This window comes from Ensifer sp. M14, from assembly GCF_003355565.1.
Classification (GTDB): domain Bacteria; phylum Pseudomonadota; class Alphaproteobacteria; order Rhizobiales; family Rhizobiaceae; genus Ensifer.
In genome coordinates, this window is sequence record NZ_QJNR01000011.1 from 1 (window position 1) to 18,672 (window position 18,672).

At 58.2% G+C, this 18,672-nt stretch carries 17 protein-coding genes and 1 pseudogene; 13 read left to right on the plus strand and 5 right to left on the minus strand.

Annotation, left to right across the window (positions count from 1 at the left end; translation table 11 throughout):
* Nucleotides 1-963 precede the first annotated feature (963 nt).
* Nucleotides 964-1,881 (plus strand): recombinase family protein, encoded by a 918-nt coding sequence (locus BLJAPNOD_RS27020; protein ID WP_115422142.1) that lies wholly within the window; start codon nucleotides 964-966, stop codon nucleotides 1,879-1,881.
* 185 nt (nucleotides 1,882-2,066) lie between these two features.
* Nucleotides 2,067-2,492, plus strand: a pseudogene (locus BLJAPNOD_RS27025) (tyrosine-type recombinase/integrase); the annotation flags it as partial.
* 62 nt (nucleotides 2,493-2,554) lie between these two features.
* Here the strand turns inward: BLJAPNOD_RS27025 and BLJAPNOD_RS27030 are convergent.
* From BLJAPNOD_RS27030 to repA, 5 genes are all read right to left on the minus strand, one after another.
* Nucleotides 2,555-3,457: a hypothetical protein gene (locus tag BLJAPNOD_RS27030; RefSeq protein ID WP_147294594.1), complete on the minus strand. Its 903-nt coding sequence runs from the start codon at nucleotides 3,455-3,457 to the stop codon at nucleotides 2,555-2,557.
* Entirely contained in the window at nucleotides 3,423-5,270 is a 1,848-nt protein-coding gene (locus BLJAPNOD_RS27035; protein WP_147294595.1) for a hypothetical protein, read from the minus strand. The genes BLJAPNOD_RS27030 and BLJAPNOD_RS27035 overlap by 35 nt, the downstream gene beginning before the upstream one ends.
* Nucleotides 5,271-5,839: 569 nt before the next feature.
* Complete coding sequence (repC, locus tag BLJAPNOD_RS27040; protein WP_115422146.1) at nucleotides 5,840-7,054, minus strand: plasmid replication protein RepC; 1,215 nt, start codon at nucleotides 7,052-7,054, stop codon at nucleotides 5,840-5,842.
* Nucleotides 7,055-7,210: 156 nt separating this feature from the next.
* Complete coding sequence (gene repB, locus BLJAPNOD_RS27045) at nucleotides 7,211-8,191, minus strand: plasmid partitioning protein RepB (RefSeq protein ID WP_115422147.1); 981 nt, start codon at nucleotides 8,189-8,191, stop codon at nucleotides 7,211-7,213.
* Nucleotides 8,192-8,243: 52 nt separating this feature from the next.
* Nucleotides 8,244-9,467 carry a plasmid partitioning protein RepA gene (gene repA / locus BLJAPNOD_RS27050; protein WP_115422148.1) on the minus strand — a complete coding sequence of 408 codons (1,224 nt, stop codon included), beginning with the start codon at nucleotides 9,465-9,467 and terminating at the stop codon, nucleotides 8,244-8,246.
* Between the two features lie 377 nt (nucleotides 9,468-9,844).
* On the opposite strand from repA, the gene traI reads away from it, so the two are divergent.
* The 11 genes from traI to trbH are packed head-to-tail and all read left to right on the plus strand — an operon-like array spanning nucleotide 9,845 to nucleotide 18,672.
* Nucleotides 9,845-10,471, plus strand: coding sequence for an acyl-homoserine-lactone synthase TraI (gene traI / locus BLJAPNOD_RS27055; RefSeq protein ID WP_115422149.1), 627 nt, complete (start codon nucleotides 9,845-9,847; stop codon nucleotides 10,469-10,471).
* A 10-nt stretch (nucleotides 10,472-10,481) separates the two neighbouring features.
* Complete coding sequence (trbB, locus tag BLJAPNOD_RS27060) at nucleotides 10,482-11,459, plus strand: P-type conjugative transfer ATPase TrbB (protein WP_115422150.1); 978 nt, start codon at nucleotides 10,482-10,484, stop codon at nucleotides 11,457-11,459.
* Nucleotides 11,449-11,832, plus strand: coding sequence for a TrbC/VirB2 family protein (locus tag BLJAPNOD_RS27065; protein WP_115422151.1), 384 nt, complete (start codon nucleotides 11,449-11,451; stop codon nucleotides 11,830-11,832). Before trbB ends, BLJAPNOD_RS27065 begins: the two co-directional genes overlap by 11 nt.
* Nucleotides 11,825-12,124 (plus strand): conjugal transfer protein TrbD, encoded by a 300-nt coding sequence (locus BLJAPNOD_RS27070; protein WP_057207444.1) that lies wholly within the window; start codon nucleotides 11,825-11,827, stop codon nucleotides 12,122-12,124. Before BLJAPNOD_RS27065 ends, BLJAPNOD_RS27070 begins: the two co-directional genes overlap by 8 nt.
* A gap of 8 nt (nucleotides 12,125-12,132) precedes the next feature.
* Entirely contained in the window at nucleotides 12,133-14,589 is a 2,457-nt protein-coding gene (locus BLJAPNOD_RS27075; protein ID WP_115422152.1) for a conjugal transfer protein TrbE, read from the plus strand.
* Nucleotides 14,561-15,364 (plus strand): P-type conjugative transfer protein TrbJ, encoded by an 804-nt coding sequence (trbJ, locus tag BLJAPNOD_RS27080; protein ID WP_115422153.1) that lies wholly within the window; start codon nucleotides 14,561-14,563, stop codon nucleotides 15,362-15,364. Before BLJAPNOD_RS27075 ends, trbJ begins: the two co-directional genes overlap by 29 nt.
* Nucleotides 15,358-15,534, plus strand: coding sequence for an entry exclusion protein TrbK (gene trbK / locus BLJAPNOD_RS27085; RefSeq protein ID WP_115422154.1), 177 nt, complete (start codon nucleotides 15,358-15,360; stop codon nucleotides 15,532-15,534). The genes trbJ and trbK overlap by 7 nt, the downstream gene beginning before the upstream one ends.
* A 4-nt stretch (nucleotides 15,535-15,538) precedes the next feature.
* Nucleotides 15,539-16,723, plus strand: coding sequence for a P-type conjugative transfer protein TrbL (gene trbL, locus BLJAPNOD_RS27090; protein WP_115422155.1), 1,185 nt, complete (start codon nucleotides 15,539-15,541; stop codon nucleotides 16,721-16,723).
* Nucleotides 16,724-16,739: 16 nt separating this feature from the next.
* Nucleotides 16,740-17,402, plus strand: a complete 663-nt coding sequence (locus BLJAPNOD_RS27095) for a conjugal transfer protein TrbF (protein WP_115422156.1) — start codon at nucleotides 16,740-16,742, stop codon at nucleotides 17,400-17,402.
* Nucleotides 17,403-17,419: 17 nt separating this feature from the next.
* Nucleotides 17,420-18,232: a P-type conjugative transfer protein TrbG gene (trbG, locus tag BLJAPNOD_RS27100; RefSeq protein ID WP_115422157.1), complete on the plus strand. Its 813-nt coding sequence runs from the start codon at nucleotides 17,420-17,422 to the stop codon at nucleotides 18,230-18,232.
* Nucleotides 18,233-18,234: 2 nt separating this feature from the next.
* Nucleotides 18,235-18,672 carry a conjugal transfer protein TrbH gene (gene trbH / locus BLJAPNOD_RS27105; protein ID WP_115422158.1) on the plus strand — a complete coding sequence of 146 codons (438 nt, stop codon included), beginning with the start codon at nucleotides 18,235-18,237 and terminating at the stop codon, nucleotides 18,670-18,672.

An 18,672-nucleotide genomic window follows, 5' to 3' on the forward strand; every position in this document is an offset into this window, starting at 1 on the left:
GCAACGAAATCGCCGAACCCATCGCAAACCTCCTGTTTGCGCCATCGATTCAGATTCGTCGGCTTTTGGGAATCATGAGAGTCAGACTCAGTGACGATTGGTATAACTCACAAGTTGTATTTTTCGGATGGCTTCGTCAATCGACGCGGTGTCTTGCTAAGCTAGCAATACAACATTTCCCCAGACTGGGTGATTGGTGCGAAAACGTTCCGCCGGCACGGTCTTGAGGCTCGGCCTCCAAACATTTTCCCAAGGCACCCGGGTTTTAAAGGGCTCCTCCCCTGCCCCGCGCTGAAACAGCAAGGTAAAAGTCGAGGGGCGATATCTCAGCTTCGCTTCCATTGAATTGCAAATCAAAAGCCTCACAATATGCCCCTGCTACCCCCGGCTACCGAGCCGCTTCTCGTGTTTATGTGTATTTTAACCATATGAATTAACGTCTCAAATTTCACAAACGGAAGCCAATTGGCCTCATATTTCCGTCATTCGTACGATACTTTTCGCCCATCATCGCTATCGATAGGGACTCCGTATCGATAATGCTGGCTTTGGAGACCCGATCCAGCTATTTCGGCCGCCCTGGATCGGCGGATTTGCCCGGAAATCCGGGCTTTCCAGCGGGTTTTCAAACTTGTTCGGTGGCCTCACCTGCCGGATCGAATGGACTGACCCGGTCCGAGCGCCCGGCGCAAACCGGGCAGCCAGTCGATTCCTCCATCTCCTGTTCCGCGTGAAACGACAGGGCGCGACCCAATCCCTTTCAAACCAGCCGATTTCCGGCCATTTCCGCCACAGGAGCCCGCTGACGCGGTTTCGTCACCGCTTGCGGCCGTCGGTCATCCGCACTGCCGTTTCGAGTCTGGCGGGCTTCCATTCGCGCAATAAAACACGCTTGCAAAGGTTCCATTTCTCACGCATTCCTTATCTGTACAAAGCAGTCGAAACGAGGCCGTTAAAAGCGCGATGGCGAAGCGACAATCCGTTAACGCCCAACAGCCCCTCAAGCGGCAGATCGGCTACGCCCGCGTCTCGACGGACGACCAGGTTCACGATGCCCAAATCGATGAGCTACGGGCCGCCGGCTGCGATCGGATCTATCAGGAGCACGGTTCCGGGGCGTCGCGGGCTCGACCCGTGTTGACGCGATTGCTCGGGGAGCTCAGCGCCGGCGACGTCCTCGTTGTCGTCCGCCTCGATCGACTGGCCCGGTCGGTCAGTCATCTCTTGTCGGTGATCGAAGACCTCGAGGAGCGTGGCGTGCATTTCCGCTCGATCCGCGATCCGATCGACACCTCGACCCCGCAGGGCATGTTTTCGCTTCAGGTTCTTGGTGCCGTCGCGCAGCTTGAGCGGGCGCTGATTGCCGAACGCACGAAGGCCGGCATCAAGGCGGCGAGGGCGCGCGGCAAGCTTCCTGGAAACCCCGGCCTACGAGAGCGGCGACCGGAAGCGATCAAGGCAGTCTCCAAAGCACGCGAGAAACTCTATCTCGATGAGCTCATTGCATCCGCGCAGACGTGGTTGCCGATGGTGCGACAACTCCGGCCGCAACACAGTTGGGATAATGTCGTGCGGGTGCTCAATCGCCGCGGTCACGACTGGACCGTCGAGCGCCTGCGTCGGGCCGTTCATCGCCTGGTCCACGAAAAGCTCGCGGAAAAAGACCTCCTGGCTCGGTCCCCTCGCCGCGCCCCCGAGGACCATCTGATGAAGCTGGTGGCGGCGATCGCCATTGCCGATCCCGGTCTGTCGTTACGCGACATTGCCGCGCAACTGGATCAGATGGGAGAACGGCCGGTGCGCGGCGGCAAGAAATGGCAGCCCTCCTCCGTCCGGGTCCTGCTGGACGAAGCCCACCGATTTGGTCTCATCCGCCGCTGAGGGCACGGTTCATCAGGCGACCAATCGCGCGGCTTCTTTTGCCGCGATTGGACGGCATGGTTTCTGAGGCCTGGTTTTTAAGGATTTGCAACGCCATGCGCAGGTACTCGGTATCGCTCCGCAGTCTCAGCTCAACGCTCTCACCCTGAGCCGCGGCAGCGGTGACTTCCGGCGCCTGTTGACCCTCCCCTCCCCTTCCCTGCCTTTCGATCCGTCTTGGCCGCGCGAAGACGACGACAAGCGACGAGGACGAACGTGTGATCGTGATCGACCGGCCGGTATCGACGCTGAAACGCTGGCTCGACGAGGCTCAGATCAAGGAAGGTCCCGCGTTCCGGCGCATTGATCAGTGGGGAAATGTCAATCGGCGGGCTCTAACACCGCAGTCGGTCAATCTGATTCTGAAGAACCGTTGCAAACAGGTGGGGCTCGATCCGGCGTCGTTTTCTGCGCATGGGTTGCGGTCGGGATATCTGACCGAGGCGGCCAATCGCGGCATTCCTCTTCCCGAAGCGATGCAGCAGTCGCTGCACAAATCCGTGACGCAAGCTGCTCGCTACTACAATGACGCGGAGCGTAAACAGGGATGCCGCTCGGTTGATGACATGATTGCGCTGCTGTCTGCGGACAGCGACCGACGCATCCGCCGTTTGGCATCAAGCCTGACAACTTTTTAGGTGATTGCTTTCTCAATCGCCCCGGCAATCTTCGCCTGCCTCAGGTAGGGTGCGATGCCGTGAGCATCCTCGTGACCATTGTCTAGGTCAACGTGGTTTTCGATAAGGTCGCACCCAATGTTCTTGCCGTCCAGCCGAGGGCCAAGCGCAACGAAATCTTTGGGATCAGTTCCATTGACCCATGCGCCGACATTCGGCAGACAGATAAATGGAGGCCCGAGCCGATCCATAATCATGGCAGCACCCAAGGGTGATCCAAGGGTCACGAATGTCTTCACCGGGATCTCGCTGTAGGATCTTAGAAGGTCGTAGGCGACGAGTGTTCCCAACGAGTGCGCAATTATTATGATTTTGTCATCCGCGTTTAGCGTCTCGAACACTTGTTTGGCGACGAGCTTATCGATTCTCTCTTTGAGCCCGGGCTTAAACAAATAGGCCGCTGCCTGCTTTGCAAATACGCCTGTAAGAAATTGTCCCTTGCCAGGATTAACGTATTCGATCGCACGAGCGATCGCTTTGTACGATCGCTTGTGTATGCCCCTGGCCAATGGAGTAACCTCATGCTCCGTTTCCGCCTCCTTCCTCCTGAAGTCCGCGATCATCGCGTCTGTAACGCCGCAGCGCTCGTAGAGAGCACGATAAAGTTGGTCGATTCTAGGTGCCACCGCCTCGTCCTCGGGACCCATGACCCGCCCGTCGGAGCCTTGGCGCGCCCATTCCTCAGTTTCTTCATATAGGACGTCGCCGTAGTAGGCGGCCTGGAACCTGATGTCGCTGATTGAGGGTGTGAACCGGATTTGCCGCATGCCCTCAAGCAAGGCAGTTTGCCATTCGGAACCGATCTCCTCTGCGGAGCGTTGATGGTTATTGATCCCATGTATCAAAATGATCTTGAACATGTGTGCTCCATTGGTATGCGGCCCCGGCTCGGCTTTGAAGAATGTCACTGTCGATCGCACGGTCGGCCATGGTGTTCTCAAATACCCGGTAACCAAATGCTGAAAGGAAGTCCGGCGTCGAAGACACGTTAAAGCCCGTCGACGGGGCGCCGCTAAGGCGATCAGCGAAGCGTACGATGGGGCTGTCAGCGCCCAACAGGCGTTCGTGCCGAAGGAAACTCCAGCCTATAGTCGTGATCGGAGCGATCCCCGAAAGCCGCACATGCGCTTTTGCGGGCCATGAAACGGGCAACAGCCATTCTCCAGGAAAGCCCTGGGGGGTTGCAGCTGGGAGGTGGGCATATGCGACCAACTGGTTGTCCTCGAACCCCCAGTACAGCTTCGTCGCGCAAAGGAGAGCGATGTCGAACGGCAGTCCCCCTGCGGAACCCTCCGACATGTACTGGGCGAGCCGAGTAACATTCGCGAATTCATTCGCCAAAGCGTAAAGTTGAGCGACGTTAATCCAAGGGAGTGGATTGTCATCGCTATGATACAAGCCCCGTTCGAGGTTGGGTGCATCTGCCACTCGCGGCAGCGCGCGCGTTTTCGTACTTAGCGCATCGCACAACATATAATCCCACCGTTGATTGGCTATGTCGAACAGCGGCACGTTGCGTGGAAGGTTTGTGAACATCGCCGCGACCGTTCCGTGAAAAATCGGAACAAGCGTCCAATGATCGTCCTTCAGAATCGCAACAGCGTTCATTCTGGGCTGGACAACATGGATTTCAACATAGGGTGAGCTACGTCGCACGATGATTCCAGCGAATGGATCCAGCGCGAAGCCATCCGGCTCGAAGTCGCACAAGATTGCGAGGGTCTTCCCGCTCACGACAGCGGAGGGCGGATTGTTACCCACGAACTGCCATTGACGATCCCCTTTTGAGGCCGGAAACACCCACTCGCCCACTCCAAACGGTGAAGGGCTGTTGATGTGAAGTGCGGCGCTGTCCAGACGAAACGCAATGTCGGGGTCGTCCGCCCATAGCGGCGGGATCCTATCGCTCGCTGGGGTCTGAGCCTCATTCCCTTCCTCAGGCGCCACTACTCCACCGGGATCAAGTCTCTTCTCGCCAGGCGGCCGATGACTGGCACTCGTACGCGGCATCAGGCCTGGTTCTAGCTTTAGATAGACATTATCTGGCGGATATAGGCCGGTGGCGATGTCGGGCTCCATGTATTCACCATAGACCGCTGCCCTGTCGGGGATCTCTTTCATGAGGTACTGGGCGAGACTGTGATTGACGATCGCCGGACTGTGACGATGGTCCGAGCGCACGATGGCTTCCTCGACCTCGCCGGAAAGTGCCCCGAGCATACAGTCGGTAAACAGACAGGTTGAGTTGCCATCCTTCGAAATATGGAAGGACGACGCGCCAGGAGCGGTTGAGGCAAAGCGGTCGAAGTTCAGGGAACTGTATTCCCCAACCCGGCTGATAACAGGAGTCCCGTAAGGTCCATCTACCTCTTTGGCGGTCGTGAGACAGCAATCAGAAATGATGCTCAGTTGTCCCGCGGATAGGCGGCGATTGAACTTTCCTATGTTTACCTTCTGAAGTGCGCGGGTGAAGGCGAAGACATCGACGGCGTCAGTGTTGCGTTCATGAATTCCTGAGAGCAGCCAGATTTGGCTCCGCCCCCTCATCAAACCATGCCCACCGAACCACACGACGAGCCGATCAATGAACCGGGTGGTAACAAAAGCTGAAATCTCGTTCTCGAGCCGATCTCTCGAAACTGGCAAATCGCCTTCGTCAGTAAGGGATAGCACTTCGTAGTTCCGACCCGCGTCCTTCGCCTCAGCCCACCTTTTCAGCCTAGCTGCGCATGTCAGCGTACCCGGAAGCGCTGGGTAAGCTCCCTTGTATTTCGACACTGCGATAACGATCATTGCCTTTCGCATGACCTCTTCGCCCCCCGCACGGTCATCACATGGCATCCCAACTAATGTCGATGCTATCGAATATTCCCTTCGTTGAATATAGACCGGTAGTCACTGGACTAGGACTCCCAGCCGCTCCAATTGCTCGAAACATCTGGCGACAATGCAAACGGCCGGCAACGTATAGCGCCATCAGCATCGGTTCTGGCAGGAACCCCTCAACAAAAATCCGCCTGACCGAAAATCACGACATCACCACTCCCCAGCCAACTGTTTGAATCGGCTACGGAAATCGGCGCTTTTGTCAGCTGACAAATCCATGAGATGGCGCCGTAGTTAGCCGCCATCTTTGCAAACCCGCCCCGCACGACCCCGCTAACGCATTGATTTCGCGGGAGTTCGTTGCCTTTTTGTCAGATGACAACCCGGAGAACAGAAGGCCTTCGCAAGTCGACTGTTCACGATGCCCTTCGCTCTTCCACCCCGCGTGTCCTCAACAGAGCCATCAGCATTGGGCCCAACGAAAACTCGCCGCGCCGTGCCCGGGACGTCAGATCGCGTAGATAGCCACCGACCGAATTTATGTGCCCTGCCCGTTCCAGGATACACGCCATGACCGCAGCGGCGTTTTCCGGCCCCATCACCTCGCACGCATCCTGGTAGGCCGACGGACTGACCCCGAGGGTTGATCGAACCACCACGCCGGCCTGCATCAGGTCACGCCAGCTCGACACCCCGCCTCCCGGGCCATAATCTGCAATTGTTGGGCAGGCTTGCAGAACCATCCCAAGAGGAAATGCCTTCAGCGGTTCGCCCGGCGACCTAATGGCCTCCCTCGGCCTTTCGCCCTGCTCTTTGTCAGAGCTAGGTTCAAATTCATAAGTAGATTCGGGTTTTGAATTCTGTATGTGCCGCTCAGTTTGATCGGGACTGCCGATCAGTTTTTGAGCATTTACTCGAATTTCCAGAAGGTTAGAGATCTCTTCGCGCAGCATTTCCATTTCTTCCGCGATTGGCTCTATCGTTGCGGCCACGGCAATCCGCGGAACAGAGATGACCAGGCGGCGGTAATGCTCGTGAATCTCTTCCCAATTGCCTGGCACACCCTCTTCAAGGGCGACCTCGATCAGCTTGCCCACATCTCGCCGGCAGATCGTCAGGCGTTCACGGAGCTTGCGCAGCCGCACCCGATCGAACTCTACTTCTTCGGCCAGTTGTTCGATCTCGCCTGCCCGCGACAGTAACGGCGCAAGCGAGAAACCAAACGCCTCGTCAATGCTACCATCGCTGTCCTTGCGCGCGTAACGCTTGCCGTTCGGGCTGTCCCGGCGTGCGACGAGGCCGGCTTCAACGAGTGCCGCGATGTGCCGCCTCAAGGTGGCTTCGGCCATACCGTGGGCCCGCAGCGAAAGCTGCGTGTTGGAGGGGAACACAATAAGCCCGTTTTCCTCCGACAGGGTAGCGTCGGGATAAAAGCTCAAGAGTGCGTTCATGACCGACAATGCACGTTCGCTGATGCCCAGCCTGGCTTTTGCTTGGCACAGCGCACGAAACAGTTTCCACTTGTCGGCCGATGTCTCGGGCGCGATTTCGCGGGACATGTATTGGCTTGCCAACATCCCAAACGTCACCGATCGCCGCCCGAAGGGCGTCGTCACACTTCCACCTTGCATCTTCTTTCACCTGTCTTCAGGCAAAAAACGTCCGCTCACCCATTCCGGTGTCAAAGACTCTTGACTGCGATTCGTGGAAGTGCGATTCTCAGGCTGCTAAACGATGAGAGAGGCTTCCACGATGGTACCGTCTGGGGGCCTTTTTCTTTTGCGCGTTCAGTCTTCCTTTCCATCACTCGCAGCCAGGAAATCGGCATATAGCCGATCCAGGTTGTCAGCGAGATACTGTCCGAACCGACCAGCATTCCTCGATTTCATCGAGATTGCGAATGCCTTGCCGGAGTTCGAGTACTGAGCCGAGACCGCCTTGTCGGCTGTCTGCCAGGCCTGCTTAACCGATGCCGATGTTTTTCTAACCGGCTTGCCGCTTCTGTTTAGAGCGTTGAAAAGTGCATTGAAGCGTTCATCGCTACTCAGTGTGCAGAACGCAGCCTCATTGACAATGTCCGCGACCTTTTCCGCATTGGCGTGCTTTCCAACCAGAAGCGACAGTTCGAGCCAACGCTCGCGACCGACGGATGGTGCAGGCCCGATGCTTTCGATGACTGGCGCAGAGATCCTCTCTGTCACGGACATCATCTTGGAGACCGCCGCGGCATTTGCGGCAAGCGCCGACGAGATCACTGCACGGTCATAGCCAAGCGTCTCCAGACGCCGCGCAAACAGTGCCCGTTCGATAAATGTAAGGTTGGCACGAGCAGAGTTTTCCTGCCCTTGCGCAATCACATGCGTCTTGTCGTCGAGCGCCTTGACAACCGCCTTGACCTTACGGCCGAGTTCGCGGGCAGCGCGCGCACGGCGATGCCCGAATACGACCTGATAGCGACCGGAAACGGTCGGGTGAGGGCGCACGAGAATTGGGGTGTCCTGACCGCGCTCGGAAATGGCTTCTTTCAGAGCCTCGAACTGTTCCTTGTCGTCTTCGAGACGATCGGCCACGAAGGATCCATCAATCGTTTCAGGATCGAGTTCGACGACCGCTTCACCCTCAAGGAATTTATCGGCCTGCCTGGAGAGTTCATCGAGGGAACGAACCATGCTCTTCGACGCGCCGCGCATCGGGTAGGCGGGTGCAAGGTCCGCCTGCGGGCTGTCCGCTGCGTCTACCAGGCCTGCCAGCAGGTTCTTTCTCGCCATTTTAATGCTCCATTTGCCTATGTACTGAACGCCATTCCGATAGCCGACGTCGTCAGCCCGAAACTTTCCGTCCCCAGGATGCATGCACGAGATCTGCTATTTCAGCGTTGACCGAGTTCAAGGATTCCATTGCACGCTCGTAGGTCGAGCGTGTCATCTGGCTCTTGTCGACCTCGTAAAGTGTCTGCTTCGTGATGCCGGCGTCAGAAACCGCCGTCGACTTCAGCATCTGGTTCTTGAGGACGAACTGGTGGAACAAGGTCTGCATGAAGCCGACCATCTGCGCCTGCGGTCCGTCGGTCGGCTCATACCGGGTAATCAGATAGCGATACCATTCCAGATTAACTTCGGCGCCTGCATCACGGATCGGCTTCAAGATGCCACCGAGCATCAGCAGGAATTGCCCCATGGACATAACGTCGAGCATCTGCGGGTGGATGGTGATCAGGACGCTTGTCGCTGCCGTCAGCGCCGTGATCGTGAGATAACCAAGCTGAGGAGGGCAGTCGATCACCACGACATCGTACCGGTCGTCCACCTCGGCAAGCGCACGCGATATCCGCGTGAAGAACGTCTTGCCGTCGTTGGAGTTCTTGTTCGTCATTGCCAGGGGCGTGTCGTACTCGAATTCCTGCAATTCTAGATTGGCGGGAATGATATCGAGCCCGGGGAAATTCGTCGGCAAGATGATGTCGGTGATCGGTCGACGCTCGTCATCGTAGCGGATCGCCTCATAGAGCGACGGGGTCATGTCGAGTTCAGGCTGAAAGCCGTGAAGAGACGACAGCGAGGCCTGGGGGTCGAGATCGACCGCGAGCACCCGGTGCCCGGTCAGCGCCATGTACTGGGCAAGGTGGGCGGCGGTCGTTGTCTTGCCCGAGCCGCCCTTGAAGTTGACGACAGCAATGATCTGAAGCTTCTCCCCGGCCCGACGCTGCGGCACATAGTTGCGCGCCTCGGAGCGGCCATGCTGGTCAAGATACTGGCGCAGTTCCACCATCTGCTCGGCACTGTAGGAACGCCGACCCGATGAAGAGGTCTGGGGGAGGGGACCCTTGCCCTCCAGATGCAGCTTTTTCAGGGTGCTTTGTGACACGCCCAGGAATTGTGCGACCTCGTTGAGCGAAAACTGGCGCAGCAATTTCTTTGCGTTCGGCGGGAATTGCTGCATGCTCAACAGATGAAGCTTCTTCGAGATCAGATCGCCCTGCTCCAGGATCAGATCCTCGAATTGCATTGGCTGCACGGGTGCCATGGACGGCGAATTAGCGTTCATTGCAAGGAAGCTTTCGAATAACGGTTTTTCAGTCAGATACTCAACCTAACCGTTATTATGAGTGATTCCGTCCGGCTGACAAGGAATATAGAGTTAACAAAGGGTTAACGCAGGGACGTCACGCTTCCCGGAGAACACCGATTTATCTCTTTTATTCAGCTACTTAGTGCACAACTGATCTCTTGATGTTCACCATGCGTTTTACTGTGAATCATGCAAGGCCAGCCCTACGACCGGGCTTCAAAAAGCACGTTTTCGTAAAACGCCGGGGCCTTGGGGTGCGACTCAGTCGCGAATAAGCTTGTAGAATCCTACAACTGCACCCCGACGCTAATCTGTGCTGCTCTCACGTCGAACAACCAAGGACGGAGAGTTTCATGCAGATTCTCGCAATTTCGAAGCCCCGCAACGTCGAAGAGACCAGACTTCTACGGACTCACCATCAACTGCGGGCTCGTGTCTTTTCTGATCGGCTCGGATGGGAAGTGGATGTTACGGGCGACCACGAATCGGACGGCTTTGACGCACTTGAGCCAACGTACATCCTAGCAGTCTCCGGGGCCGGGCAAGTGGTGGGTTGTGCGCGCCTTCTACCAGCACTGGGCCCGACCATGCTGGCGGGTGTTTTCTCCTCACTTCTTCCAAGTGAGGGGCTTCGCGCTCACACAGGGATGATCGAGAGTTCCCGCTTTTGCGTGGATACCTCCATTGAGGATGGACGGGGAGGGGGCTCGGTACACCAAATAACGCTCACGATGTTCACCGGCATCATCGAATGGTGTCTCGCAAACCGCTTCACCGATATCGTCACGGTTACTGATCTGCGGTTCGAACGGCTCCTCGCCCGGGTCGGATGGCCGCTTCAGCGCCTTGGCGAGCCCAAGAAGATCGGCGTAACCATGGCTGTCGCAGGCACCCTGGCTGCGAACCGAGACATATTGCTGAGGCTCCGCCCCGCCAACTACCGGTCTAACATCACCCACCCTTTTGACCAAGCGGCGTAGGGAGAGGTCAGTGAACCAGCTTCGATCTCACCCCCGGCTTGTCCGCAAACTTCAGGAAGCCCTCGGCGAACAGCTCTGCGTTGCCCTCGACGACGCAAATGTCGTCGAGATCATGCTCAATCCGGACGGAAAACTCTTCATCGAGCGCCTCGGCCATGGCGTTACGCCCGCTGGCGAAATGTCACCAGCAGCTGCGGAAATGGTAATCGGCACGGTGGCACATGCACTTCAGTCCGAAGTCGATGCACAACAGCCGATCATCTCGGGTGAGCTCCCGATCGGCGGCCATCGTTTCGAGGGTCTGTTGCCCCCCGTCGTCGTCAAACCTGCTTTCACCATACGGCGCCGGGCATCACATCTCATCCCGCTCGATGAGTACGTTCGGACCGGTATCATGACGGGTGATCAGGCGGCGACGATCCGCAGCGCAGTCTCCGCGCGGCTCAACATTATCATCTCCGGGGGAACCGGTTCGGGCAAGACGACGCTTGCGAACGCTGTCATCGACGAGATTGTCAGAGCCGCGCCGGAAGATCGCCTCGTTATTCTCGAGGACACGGCCGAAATCCAATGCACAGCCGAGAACGCCGTGGTCCTGCGCACGAGCGATACCATCGATATGGCGCGGCTTCTAAGGAGCACCATGCGTTTGCGTCCCGACCGGATTGTCGTCGGCGAGGTCCGTGATGGGGCTGCACTGACGCTACTCAAAGCATGGAACACCGGTCATCCAGGTGGCGTCGCCACAGTCCATGCAAACACCGCCACCTCCGCGTTGCGCCGTCTTGAGCAACTGACCGCAGAGGCCAGCCAGCAGCCGATGAAGGAAGTAATCGGTGAGGCGGTCGACCTGGTTGTTTCGATCGAGCGGACCTCGCGTGGACGCCGAGTCCGCGACGTTATCCACGTCGAGCAGTTTGCCGATGGCCAGTACCAGATCGAATCCGATCAACTCACCGAAGAACAAGAGGCACGCCATGTCGCCTAAGCAGGCACTGATCGCCATCACGCTCATTGCGGCGCCCAGCCTTTTTGCAACGACCGCGCCGGTGCTGGCCGGCTCGGGCGGCGGCCTCCCGTGGGAAGGACCACTTGAGCAAATTCAAGAATCGATCACCGGCCCGGTGGCCGGATACATCGCGCTTGCCGCCGTTGCCATCGCGGGCGGGATGCTGATCTTCGGCGGTGAACTCAACGACTTTGCCCGACGGCTCATGTACGTCGTCCTGGTCGCCGGCATTCTTCTCGGCGCGACACAGATCGTAGGCCTCTTCGGCGCAACCGGCGCATCGATCGGGCTGGTGGATGAGCAAATCACAAAGACTCCATCCGGCCGAGCAGGAGAGGGCACCGATGGTTGAGCCTGTGCCCAGACTGCAGCGCAACCGCATCCATCGCGCCCTTTCGCGGCCGAACCTGCTGATGGGCGCAGACCGCGAACTCGTGTTGATTACGGGACTTGCCGCCGTAATCCTCATCTTCGTCGTTCTAACCGCGTATTCAGCACTCTTCGGCATCGCCGTCTGGATCGTGATCGTCGGCCTGCTTCGAATGATGGCGAAATCCGATCCGCTGATGCGGAAGGTCTATCTGCGGCACATCTCCTACAAACCCTATTACAGGGCGACCACGTCGCCTTGGCGGCGGTACTGAGGAAAACCATGGTCGCTCTTAAACGCTTCCGGGCCACCGGCCCGTCTTTCGCTGATCTCGTTCCGTATGCTGGCCTGGTCGACAACGGCGTCCTGCTCCTGAAAGATGGGAGCCTGATGGCGGGCTGGTACTTCGCTGGGCCCGATTCCGAAAGCGCCACTGACCTCGAGAGAAACGAACTTTCGCGCCATATCAACGCAATCCTGTCACGGCTTGGCAGCGGATGGATGATCCAGGTCGAGGCCATTCGGGTTCCGACAATCGAATACTCTTCGGAAGATCGGTGCCACTTTCCAGATCCCGTGACGCGCGCGATCGATGCCGAACGCCGGGCGCATTTCGCGCGCGAGCAGGGGCACTTTGAGAGCAAGCATGCCCTGATCCTCACGCACCGGCCACCTGAGTCGAAGAAAACTGCGCTCGGCAAATACATCTACTCGGATGAGGACAGCCGGAGGAAAACCTACGCAGATACGGTCCTCTTCACATTCAGGAATAGCGTACGCGAGATCGAGCAGTATTTCGCAAACACACTTTCGATCCAGCGCATGGAGACGCGCGAGGTTGCCGAGAGGGGAGGGGAGCGCAGCGCGCGATACGACGAGCTTCTCCAATTCGTCCGGTTCTGCGTAACCGGGGAAAACCATCCGATCCGACTCCCCGACGTCCCTATGTATTTGGATTGGATCGCAACAGCGGAGTTTCAGCATGGGCTGAGCCCGAAGGTCGAGAACCGGTTTCTCGGTGTCGTGGCTATCGACGGCTTTCCTGCTGAGAGCTGGCCAGGGATCCTGAACAGCCTGGATTTGATGCCGCTCACCTACCGATGGTCATCACGCTTCATCTTCCTCGATGCGGAAGAGGCACGTCAGAAGCTGGAGCGCACGCGCAAGAAGTGGCAGCAGAAGGTTCGCCCCTTTTTCGACCAGTTGTTTCAGACCCAAAGCCGGTCCCTCGATCAGGACGCGATGAGGATGGTTGCCGAAGCCGAAGACGCGATCGCTCAGGCTTCGTCGCAGCTCGTCGCCTACGGATACTATACGCCGGTCGTCCTGCTTTTCGACAACGACCGTGACGTATTGCAGGAGAAGGCCGAGGCGATCCGCCGATTGGTGCAGGCTGAAGGTTTCGGTGCCCGGATCGAAACACTCAACGCGACAGATGCCTTTCTCGGCAGCCTTCCGGGAAACTGGTACTGCAACATCCGCGAGCCGTTGATCAACACCAGCAACCTTGCTGATCTGGTTCCGCTCAATTCGGTTTGGTCGGGTAGCCCGATCGCCCCTTGTCCCTTCTTCCCTCCCAATTCTCCGCCCCTAATGCAGGTCGCGACCGGCTCGACGCCATTCCGGTTCAATCTGCATGTCGATGACGTTGGACATACCCTCATCTTCGGCCCGACCGGATCGGGGAAGTCGACGCTGTTGGCGCTGATCGCCGCTCAGTTCCGACGTTACGAGTTCGCCCAGGTCTTCGCCTTCGACAAAGGCAATTCACTTCTGCCGCTAACGCTGGCCACCGGCGGCGGGCACTACGAGATCGGCGGCGATCATGAAGGAGAGGGCAGGGCGCTTGCCTTCTGCCCGCTATTCGATCTTTCCACGGATGGAGATCGGGCCTGGGCGAGCGAATGGATCGAAATGCTCGTTGCGTTGCAGGGCATGACGATCACACCCGACCATCGCAACGCCATTTCGCGCCAGATCGGTTTGATGGCCAAGGCCACCGGCCGGTCTCTATCGGATTTCGTCAGCGGCGTGCAGATGCGCGAGATCAAGGACGCGCTTCACCACTACACTGTCGATGGGCCAATGGGTCAGCTGCTCGACGCTGAGCAGGACGGGCTCACCCTCGGGGCTTTCCAGACTTTTGAAATCGAACACCTCATGAACCTGGGCGAACGCAACCTCGTACCGGTACTGACCTATCTGTTCCGCCTGATCGAGAAGCGGCTAGACGGCTCCCCAAGCCTGATTGTGCTGGACGAGGCCTGGCTGATGCTGGGCCACCCGGTATTCCGCAACAAGATCCGCGAATGGCTGAAGGTCCTGCGCAAGGCTAACTGCGCGGTCGTGCTCGCGACCCAGTCAATCTCGGATGCCGAGCGCTCTGGCATCATCGATGTGCTGAAGGAATCGTGCCCGACCAAGATTTGCCTTCCGAACGGCGCGGCCCGCGAGCCAGGGACGCGCGAGTTCTACGAGCGGATCGGCTTTAATGAGCGGCAGATCGAGATCGTCTCGATGGCCGTCCCCAAGCGAGAATATTACGTGGTCACGCCAGAGGGCCGGCGGCTTTTCGATATGGCGCTGGGTCCGGTTGCACTGAGTTTCGTTGGGGCGTCGGGCAAGGCGGACCTCAAGCGCGTTCGCGCACTCAATTCCGCTCACGGTCAGGACTGGCCAAGCCACTGGTTGACAACGAGAGGAGTCCCCCATGCCGCGTCGCTGCTTAACATCCAGTAAGGTGCTTTCAGCCTTGGCTGCCGTCACAATTGTGGGCGGGTTGCCGCTACCCGCTCGCTCCGGATCAGCAACAGGCGTTGCCACCGAGTGGACGCAACTCGCCAACAACGCTCAACTCGTCGATCTCCTCAAAACCAGCGGCTTGCAGGTCGATAACCAGTTGACCCAAATCGGCCAGTTGGCCGAGCAGATTCAGAACCAGCTGAAGATCTACGACAATATGCTTCAGAACACCGCGCGATTGCCGAACCACATTTGGGGCGAGGTCGAGCGAGACCTAAACCAGTTGCGCGGGATCGTCGAAAAGGGGCAAAGCATCGCCTTTTCCATGGGCAATGCCGACGACGTCCTGCAGCAACGCTTCAAAAGCTACTCAGACCTGAAGGCGGATCTGCCAAACGGCGAGAGCTTCTCGTCGAGCTATCAGTCCTGGTCAGACACGAACCGCGACACGATCGCGGGAACCTTGAGAGCAGCAAAACTCACCGCCGATCAGTTCGACACCGAGGAGGGCACCATGGATGAGCTCCGATCGATGTCGCAATCTGCCGACGGACAGATGAAGGCGCTTCAGGTGGGTCACCAGATCGCAGCGCAGCAGGTGAGCCAGATGCAGAAGCTGCGCGGCCTCGTCTCGCAGCAGATGACGATGATGGGCACGTGGCTGCAATCCGAACAAACAGACAAGGATTTGGCCCAAGCTCGTAGGGAGGAGTTCTTCGGGGCGACTGCCCCGTCCACAACCGGTGGCGAGAAAATGAAGGTGGAATGGTGAAAACAAAGATCATCGTGACCTCGCTCACCGCCATTCTTTCGATCACCATCGTGAGTGTTTGGCTTTTCATCTCAGAAAAACATGCCGCTCAGGACACGCGCGCAAAGTTCTTCGGCACTTCGCAGAAGTACCCAACGTCGGGCGGTCAAAAGATGAAGTTTGAGTGGTGATCCCATGTCGTCAACGCTCCCTCCCAACGTCCGAACGTTCGCGCTTTTCGCAGCGGTTGCAGTACTGGCGGCGCATCCTGCATTGGCTCAGGAAGGTTCAATTCTCACATCCCTGCAAAACCAAATCACAACGGCAGCCAAAGGCTGGGAAGCCACGGTGATGAACGCGGCAAGATCTCTCTTCTGGATTTTGGCAACCATCGAGATCGGCATTGCCGCGGTCTGGCTTGCCTTGCAGGCGGCCTCACTGGACAGTTGGTTCGCCGAGCTTGTCCGCCGTATTATGTTCATCGGTTTCTTTGCTTTCGTGCTTGAGCAGGGACCTGTCTTCGCGAAGGCAGTTGTCGATAGTCTTTTCGAGATTGGAGCCGGTGGTGGTACGGCTTCGCCCGCAGATGTTTTCAACGCCGGCTTAACCGTCGCAACGAAGATGTCCGAAAAAGTGCAGTTCGGGCTCTTCGAGGACAACGCACTGGCGATCTCAGCGGCCCTCGCCATGGTCGTGTCGGTTGTCGCATTTTCCTTGGTCGCCGCAATCTTCGTGTCGGTGATGGTCGAGATGTACCTGGGGCTACTTGCCGGCATGATTATGCTCGGGCTCGGGGGATCGTCGTTTACGAAAGACTTCGCCATTCGATACCTAGTCTACGCGTTCTCCGTTGGCATGAAGCTGATGGGGCTGGTGATGATCTCGCGTATCGGGTCCGAAGTGCTAATCGGGCTTGCGAATGAGCCGGACGCCGGCGACAAGTTCCAAACAGCGCTTGCAATCGCCGGCATCGCAGTCGTCGTTTTCATCATCGCAATGTACGTACCCAACATCATCCAAGGCGTGGTGCAGGGCGCCTCCGTGACCGGCGGGATGGAAACAATCCGTCACGGAAGCCAAGCAGCGTCGTTCGCCGCTGGCGCGGCCTCGTTGGTAGCCGGCTCGGTTGGCGCCGGGGCTGCAGCAGCCCAATCCGCTCGTGCTGCCGGTTCTTCGATCGGCGGTTCAGCGCTTAGCGGAGCCTGGTCAACTCTCAGCTCGGGAGCGAAGGCAACCGCTTCCGCCGCCAAGGAGAAAGCGATCGGATCGCCCGGCGCCTATGCCGGCTCGCTGCTGGGTCTCGCGAACGCAAAGCTGGACGAGGCTCGCGGCCGTGGGAGTGGAAAGACGCCCCTTCCTGAGCGAAACGAGAAAACCTAGCCCCCGAGGATCGACTATGGCCACAAACCACGTCCCCGAAAACCCATACCTTGCAGCACGTCAAGAATGGTCCGAGCGCTACGGATCCTATGTCAAAGCCGCGGCCGCCTGGCGGACCGTCGGAATTCTCAGTCTGGCCATGGCCATCATCGGCTTCGGCTATGCGCTGTACCTCAGCACCCAGGTCAGGCTAGTGCCTTACATCGTCGAAGTAGACAAGCTCGGTACGCCGGTCACCTCGGGTTTCCCTGAACAGATCGAGTATGCCGATGCGCGTGTGGTGCGCGCGATGCTCGGCAACTTCGTCACGAGTTTCCGAAGTATCTCTCCGGACGCGGTCGTCCAGAAGCAATACATCGATCGTACCTACGCCCTTGTTCGCACCGCGGACCCGTCCACCCAAAAAATCAACGCCTGGTTCCGCGGCAACTCCCCGTTTGAAAAGGCGAAGACGTCGACTGTCGCAATCGAGGTCAACAACATCGTCGCGCTATCGAACCAGACCTACCAGATCGACTGGTCCGAGTATGAGCGTGACCGCAAGGGCAAAGAAACCGACACGCGCCGCTTCCGCGGTATCGCGACCGTCGTACTCACCGCGCCGCAGGACGAAGCGATCATCCGCCTCAATCCGATCGGCCTCTACGTCCAGGACTTTGACTGGACCGCACAGCTCTGAGGGCAGGGGACATCAAAATGCACAAAACAGTTTTCAGTGCGGCCGCGGGCTGCCTGGCTGGGCTCGTCTTCGCCATGACAGCGCAGGCCCAAAGCATGAGTAAGAACGAAGCCAAAGGGACGAGCATTTCCGGTAAATGGCGCGGCTCTTCAGGTCTCGTCACAAAGGGAGCTGACGGGAAGGTCATCTTCCTTTTTGGCGAGACCCAGCCTTCTGTCGTTTGCTCTCCTTTGCAGGTCTGCGATATCGAGTTGCAGGGCGGCGAGATTGTTCGTGATGTTCTCGTTGGCGACACCGTGCGCTGGAAGATCGAGCCCGCGACATCGGGGGCGGCTGGCGGGCAGGCAATCCATCTCATCGTCAAGCCATCCGAACCCGGCCTCGTGACCTCAATGGTCGTCACCACCTCGCGACGCACCTATCATATCCAGCTTAAATCCCACCCGAGCCAGTATATGGCGAGGGTGGGCTTTGAATATCCCGAGGACACGTCTCGTAAGCTGGCCGACGTTAACTCGCGCCTGGAAACTGGTAGTTTTGCCGGAGCAAGGCCGGAGGCTTTGAGCTTTTCCTATTCCGTCAGCGGTAGCGCGGCATGGAAGCCCAAGCGGGTCTACTCCGACGGCATCAAGACCTACATCCAGTTTCCCCGCTCCATTGCCGGTCAGGACGCGCCAGTGCTCTTTGTCGTCAGCGGTGGCCAGAACCGCATCGTCAATTACCGAATGAAGAACGAGATGATGATCGTCGACTATGCAGTCGAGAAAGCGCTACTCGTTTCCGGCGTTGGCTGGCGCCGCCAGAAGATCACCATCCGGAGAGGCGGCTGACGATGCGCAAATTGCCCATGTTCGTTCTCACGGTGGGGCTGCTCACCAGTTGCCAGACGGGAGATGAAGCATTCACCACGGACTCCACTTCGACTTCGGTCACCGGACCAGCTGCCAGTGCAATCGCCGGCGATATGGCAAGCCGATTTGCCGAACAGACCGGCTCGCCGGCAACGACAACGATCAAGCTCGATAAAGGCGAAACCGAGTACGCGATCGCACTCGAAGCAGCCTTAACGGGGTGGGGTTACACAGTTACTTCGGAGAGCAAGACAACCAAAAAAGAAAAACCGGTAGCGCTTACCTACGCGATCGACACTTTCGATGGTCAGGTCCTTGCGCGCCTCACGATCCCCTCGCTCGCCATCGCCCGTGCCTACACGCAGACCGCAAGCGGCGCGACGCCAGCGGGCCCGCTCTCGGTCCTGCGCCACAACTGA